Source organism: Streptomyces corynorhini (genome assembly GCF_003346515.1).
GTDB lineage: Bacteria > Actinomycetota > Actinomycetes > Streptomycetales > Streptomycetaceae > Streptomyces > Streptomyces corynorhini.
On record NZ_QQNA01000194.1, the window covers coordinates 1 to 6,030 of the forward strand.

Sequence of the window (6,030 nt, forward strand, 5' to 3'; positions counted from 1 at the left end):
GCCAGCTCGCGGACGTCCGCCGCGCCCCCGGCCGCCTCCGACGCCCTGCTGGGCCCGGCGGACGTCCGCGAGCTGGCGACGGCGCTGGGCGTGCGCCCCACGAAGCAGCGCGGCCAGAACTTCGTCATCGACGCCAACACCGTCCGCCGGATCGTCCGCACCGCGGAGGTGCGCCCCGACGACGTCGTCGTGGAGATCGGCCCCGGACTCGGCTCGCTCACGCTGGCGCTGCTGGAGGCCGCCGACCGGGTCACCGCCGTGGAGATCGACGACACGCTGGCCGCCGCGCTGCCCGCCACCATCGAGGCGCGGATGCCGACGCGCGCCGGGCGCTTCTCGCTGGTGCACGCGGACGCCCTGCGGGTACGGGAGCTGCCGGGCCCGGCGCCCACCGCGCTGGTCGCCAACCTCCCGTACAACGTGGCCGTGCCCGTCCTGCTGCACATGCTGGAGCACTTCCCGACCATCGAACGGACCCTGATCATGGTCCAGGCCGAGGTCGCCGACCGGCTCGCCGCCGCCCCCGGCAGCAAGGTCTACGGGGTGCCCTCGGTGAAGGCCAACTGGTACGCGGACGTCAAGCGCGCGGGCGCCATCGGCCGCACCGTCTTCTGGCCCGCGCCCAACGTGGACTCCGGGCTGGTCTCGCTGGTGCGCCGTAAGGAACCGGTACGGACGACGGCCGACAGGACCGAGGTCTTCGCCGTCGTCGACGCGGCCTTCGCCCAGCGCCGCAAGACGCTGCGCGCGGCCCTGTCCGGCTGGGCGGGCTCCGCCCCGGCGGCCGAGGCGGCGCTGGTCGCCGCGGGGGTGTCGCCGCAGGCGCGCGGCGAGTCGCTGACGGTCGAGGAGTTCGCGCGGATCGCGGAGTCGAAGGGGGCGGGGGCGTGAGCGGCGTGCGCACGGAACAGGGACGGGTACGGGTACGGGTTCCGGCCAAGGTCAACGTCCAGCTCGCGGTCGGTGCCGCCCGCCCCGACGGCTTCCACGACCTCGCCAACGTCTTCCTCGCCGTGGGCCTCCACGACGAGATCACCGTGACCCCCGCCGACGAACTGCGGATCACCTGCGCGGGCCCGGACGCCGGTCAGGTCCCGCTGGACCGTACGAACCTCGCCGCCCGCGCCGCGCTCGCGCTGGCGGAGCGGCACGGCATCGACCCGCGCGTCCACCTCCACATCGACAAGGACATCCCGGTCGCGGGCGGCATGGCGGGCGGCAGCGCGGACGGCGCGGGCGCCCTGCTCGCCTGCGACGCCCTCTGGTCGCTGGGCTCCACCCGCGAGGAGCTGCTCGCCCTCTGCGCCGAGCTGGGCAGCGACGTGCCGTTCAGCCTGATCGGCGGCGCGGCGCTGGGCACCGGCCGCGGCGAGCTGCTCACCCCGCTCGACGTCGGCGGCGACTTCCACTGGGTCTTCGCGGTCGCCGACGCAGGGCTGTCCACCCCCACCGTCTTCCGGGAGTTCGACCGGCTCGCCGCGCACACCGACGTCCCGCCCCCGGCCGCCGACCCGGCGCTGCTCGATGCCCTGCGCACCGGCGACGCCACCGCCCTCGCGGCCACCCTCGGCAACGACCTCCAGCCCGCGGCCCTCGCCCTGCGCCCCGCCCTGTCCGCCACCCTCGCCGCCGGGACCGCCGCCGGCGCGCTCGCGGCGCTGGTCTCCGGATCAGGGCCGACCACGGCGTTCCTGGCCAAGACCGCCGACGACGCCGAGCGCGTCGCCCGGACCCTGCTCGCCTCGGGCACCTGCCGTACGGCACGCGCCGCCACCTCCCCGGCGGCGGGCGCGACCGTGGTGGAGCGGACCGCGCCCTGACGGGGCCGGACCCCCGCCTTCCGCGCCCGTAGGGCCGCCGGCAGGGCCGCCACCGGGCGGCCGGTCGGCGGCCCCCGGGCGGCGACTACCCTGGGACGTCGATCGTGTCCCCCCGCAGCAGGAGTGAAATGGCCGTCAATCTGGTCAATGTCGAGACAGTCACCAAGGTGTACGGCACCCGTGCGCTGCTCGACGGTGTCTCTCTCGGCGTGTCCGAGGGGGACCGGATCGGCGTCGTGGGGCGCAACGGTGACGGGAAGACCACCCTCATCCGGATGCTGGCGAAGCTGGAGGAGGCCGACACCGGGCGGGTCACCCACAACGGTGGGCTGCGGCTCGGCGTGCTGACGCAGCACGACTCCCTCGACTCGGCCGCCACCGTCCGGCACGAGGTGATCGGCGATCTCGCCGACCACGAGTGGGCGGGCGACGCCAAGATCCGCGACGTGCTGACCGGCCTGTTCGGCGGCCTCGACATGCCCGGCTTCCCGCAGGGCCTCGACACCGTGATCGCGCCGCTGTCCGGCGGTGAGCGCCGCCGGATCGCGCTCGCGAAGCTGCTGATCGGCGAGCCCGACCTGATCGTGCTGGACGAGCCCACCAACCACCTCGACGTCGAGGGCATCGCCTGGCTCGCCGAGCATCTGCGCGCCCGCCGCTCCGCGCTCGTCTGCGTCACCCACGACCGGTGGTTCCTCGACCAGGTCTGCACCCGGATGTGGGACGTCCAGGGCGGCACGGTCCACGAGTACGAGGGCGGTTACTCCGACTACGTCTTCGCCCGCGCCGAGCGCCAGCGCATCGCGGCCACCGAGGAGGTCAAGCGGAAGAACCTGGTCCGCAAGGAGCTGGCCTGGCTGCGGCGCGGCGCCCCCGCCCGTACCTCGAAGCCGCGCTTCCGGATCGAGGCCGCCAACGAGCTGATCGCCGACGTACCGCCGCCGCGCGACACCTCGGAGCTGATGCGCTTCGCCAACGCCCGGCTCGGCAAGACCGTCTTCGACCTGGAGGACGTGACGGTCCAGGCCGGCCCGAAGGTGCTGCTCACCCACCTCACCTGGCAGCTCGGCCCCGGCGACCGGATCGGCCTGGTCGGGGTGAACGGCGCGGGCAAGACCTCGCTGCTGCGCGCCCTCGCCGACGCCTCCCGTACCCAGGGCGAGACGCAGCCCACGGCGGGCAAGGTGATCGTCGGCAGGACCGTCAAGCTGGCGTACCTCTCGCAGGAGGTCACCGAACTGGAGCCGACGCTGCGGGTGCTCGAAGCAGTCCAGCAGGTACGCGACCGGGTCGACCTCGGCAAGGGCCGGGAGATGACGGCCGGGCAGCTCTGCGAACAGTTCGGCTTCACCAAGGAGAAGCAGTGGACGCCGGTCGGTGACCTCTCCGGCGGCGAGCGGCGCCGGCTCCAGCTGCTGCGGCTGCTGATGGACGAGCCGAACGTACTCTTCCTCGACGAGCCCACCAACGACCTCGACATCGAGACGCTCAACCAGCTGGAGGACCTCCTCGACGGCTGGCCCGGATCGATGGTGGTCATCTCCCACGACCGGTTCTTCATCGAGCGCACCACCGACAGGGTGATGGCGCTGCTCGGGGACAAGTCCCTGCGGATGCTGCCGCGCGGGATCGACGAGTACCTGGAGCGCCGCCGCGCGCAGGCGGCGGCCGCCGTCCCGGCGTCCGCGCCCGTCGCGTCGTCCGCCGCCCCGGGCGGTTCCGGCGCCGCCGTGTCCGCGAAGGACGGCCGCGCGGCGAAGAAGGAGCTGCAGAAGATCGAGCGTCAGGTCGGCAGGATGGACGACCGCGAGAAGACCCTCCACCAGCAGATCGCCGATAACGCCACAGACTTCGAGAAGGTGGCGAAACTGGACAGCGAGCTGCGTGAACTCAAGGCGGAGCGCGAGGAGTTGGAAATGCGCTGGCTGGAGCTGGCGGAGGACGCGTAGAGACCGCGTGGAGAGCGCGTAACAACCCCATCACGGGCCGGTCCTCCCTTGGGAACAGGGGGCGACCGGCCCGAACCGTACAGCTCTTCGGGTGATACAAAGAAGCCCCGCTCGACTGATGTGACGATGCGGAATCCACACCCGGATCGCTCTATTCCGGTGGGCCTGCCCACCGGGTACGCGGGGGAGTACGGCCGGGTGGCGGACCCGCGCCAAACAGGGGGAAAGCGCTGATGACCCAGCCACCCAGCCCACCGCCGCCGCCGGGAGGCTCCGGCGCTCCGCGGGATCCGCAGCAGGGGGCCCCACAGCCGCCCGCGCAGCCACCGCAGCCGCCTGCCCAGCCGCCTGCCCAGCCGCCCGCGCAGCCGCCGGTCCAGCCGTCACAGCCGCCGCAGCCGCCCGCCGAGCCCGGTTACGGCTATCCGCAGACCGCGCCGGGCGTCCCGCCCGGGTACGGCTACCCGCAGGCGCCGGGCGGCCAGGAGCCGGGGCGGATACCGGGACCGTACGACCAGCAGCCCGGCCCCTACGGACCGCAGCCGGGACCGTACGGCTACCCCCAGCAGCCCGGCCCCTACGGCGCCCAGCCGGGCGCGGCCCCCGGCCCGTACGGTCAGCAGCAGCCCGGCCCCTACGGCTACGGCCAGCAGCCCGGCGGCTACCCGCCCCAGCAGTTCCCCGGCGCGCCCACCATGCCGCCCGGCCCCGGCGGCCCCGGCGGCAAGAAGTCCGGCAACAAGGCCGCCGTCATCGTCGCCGCGGCCGTCGCCGGTCTGCTGGTCGTCGGCACCGGAGTCTGGCTGGCCACCGGCGACGACGGCGACGACGGCAAGCCCGCCGTCAGCAAGAGCGAGGGCACCTCGCCCAGCCCGTCGGACGAGGTTGACGAGGGCGACGGCAGCGGCGACGGCCGGCCGGTCGAGGACGACCTCAACGCCGGGCGCAAGGACGGCGAAGCCAAGATCGACTTCATGCTCACCAACGACGTCGAGCTGCCGGGCGTCGGCGCCGACGTCTACGGCCCGTGGTTCGCGGGCGACACCGTCGTCAAGGCCATGTACCGGCAGATCGTCGGCTACTCGGCCACCGACGGCAAGAAGAAGTGGACGCTCCCGGTCACCGCCCCGATCTGCGCCACCGCCGGGGCGCCCACGGCGGACGGCAGGATGGTCGTCGCGTTCAAGGACGGCAACACCGAACGCAGCAGCTGCACCCAGCTCCAGATGATCGACCTGAAGACGGGCAAGGGCGGCTGGAAGAAGCCGATCGAGAAGCAGGGCAACTTCGACTTCATCGACGACCTCTCGATCGCGATCAGCGGCGACACCGTCGCCGTCGGACGCGGAACCAACTACGCCAACGCCTACCGCATGAGCGACGGCAAGGACCTCTTCGGCAAGTCGGCCACCGACTGCCAGCCGTACGCCTTCGCGGGCGGCCCGAAACTCATCTCGGCCTCCCGCTGCAAGACCGGCGGCGACACCCGGGTGATCCAGGAGCTGAACCCGGCCACCGGCGCCGCCAAGTGGACCTACACGTTCGAGAAGGACTGGGCGCTGGACAAGGTCTACTCGGTCGACCCGCTGGTCGTCTCTGTGAAGAACAGCGAGAAGAAGAGCTGGAGCGTCGCCTCGTTCGGCGCGAACGGCACCCTGCGCGCCCAGCTCAAGGGCGGCAAGGACCAGTTCTCGGTCACGTGCGGCGCCAGCTTCACCTTCGGCGACGTTCTGGAGGGCTGCGTCGGCGTCGCGGTCGGGTCCGACACCATCTACCTGTCGACGAAGCCGAAGGACGTCAGCGCCGCCAACGAGATCGTCGCCTTCAACCTGGCCACCGGAGCCCCCAAGTGGCGCTCCAAGGCGCCCTCCGGCCGCAACCTGACGGTGCTCGGCGCGCAGGGCGGCAACGTCACCGCCTACATGGATCCCACGTACGACAAGGGCGGTGCGGTCGCGAGCGTCGCGGCGACCGGTGGCGATCCCAAGATCCTGCTCCAGCACCCGGACTCCACGGCCCGGATCGAGAGTTCCTTCTACTCCAAGAAGTACGCCTACGAGGACGGCCGGTTCTATCTCCTCTCGGGACGGATGACCGCCTCCAAGGCCACGGACGACCTGAAGGCCAAGACCATGATCGTTTTCGGTAAGTGACCGAGGTGCGCACGCCATGACACAGCCTCCCCAGCCTCCCCAGCAGCCCCCATCGCCCGACGAGCCGCCGCAGGGCGGGTTCGGTCCGCCGCAGGAGTCCCCGGCGGG

At 72.7% G+C, this 6,030-nt stretch carries 4 protein-coding genes; all 4 read left to right on the top strand.

The features are described from left to right. The first annotated feature begins 45 nt into the window (after positions 1 to 45). The 4 genes from rsmA (at position 46) to DVH02_RS23095 (ending at position 5,922) form a co-directional block, all read left to right on the top strand. Positions 46 to 891, top strand: coding sequence for a 16S rRNA (adenine(1518)-N(6)/adenine(1519)-N(6))-dimethyltransferase RsmA (gene rsmA / locus DVH02_RS23080; RefSeq protein WP_114625739.1), 846 nt, complete (start codon positions 46 to 48; stop codon positions 889 to 891). A 5-nt stretch (positions 892 to 896) separates the two neighbouring features. Beyond that, positions 897 to 1,820 carry a 4-(cytidine 5'-diphospho)-2-C-methyl-D-erythritol kinase gene (locus tag DVH02_RS23085; protein ID WP_114625740.1) on the top strand — a complete coding sequence of 308 codons (924 nt, stop codon included), beginning with the start codon at positions 897 to 899 and terminating at the stop codon, positions 1,818 to 1,820. Positions 1,821 to 1,948: 128 nt separating this feature from the next. Beyond that, positions 1,949 to 3,769, top strand: coding sequence for an ABC-F family ATP-binding cassette domain-containing protein (locus tag DVH02_RS23090; RefSeq protein WP_114625737.1), 1,821 nt, complete (start codon positions 1,949 to 1,951; stop codon positions 3,767 to 3,769). A 233-nt stretch (positions 3,770 to 4,002) separates the two neighbouring features. Further along, positions 4,003 to 5,922: an outer membrane protein assembly factor BamB family protein gene (locus DVH02_RS23095; RefSeq protein WP_114625738.1), complete on the top strand. Its 1,920-nt coding sequence runs from the start codon at positions 4,003 to 4,005 to the stop codon at positions 5,920 to 5,922. The last annotated feature ends 108 nt before the right edge of the window (positions 5,923 to 6,030 follow it).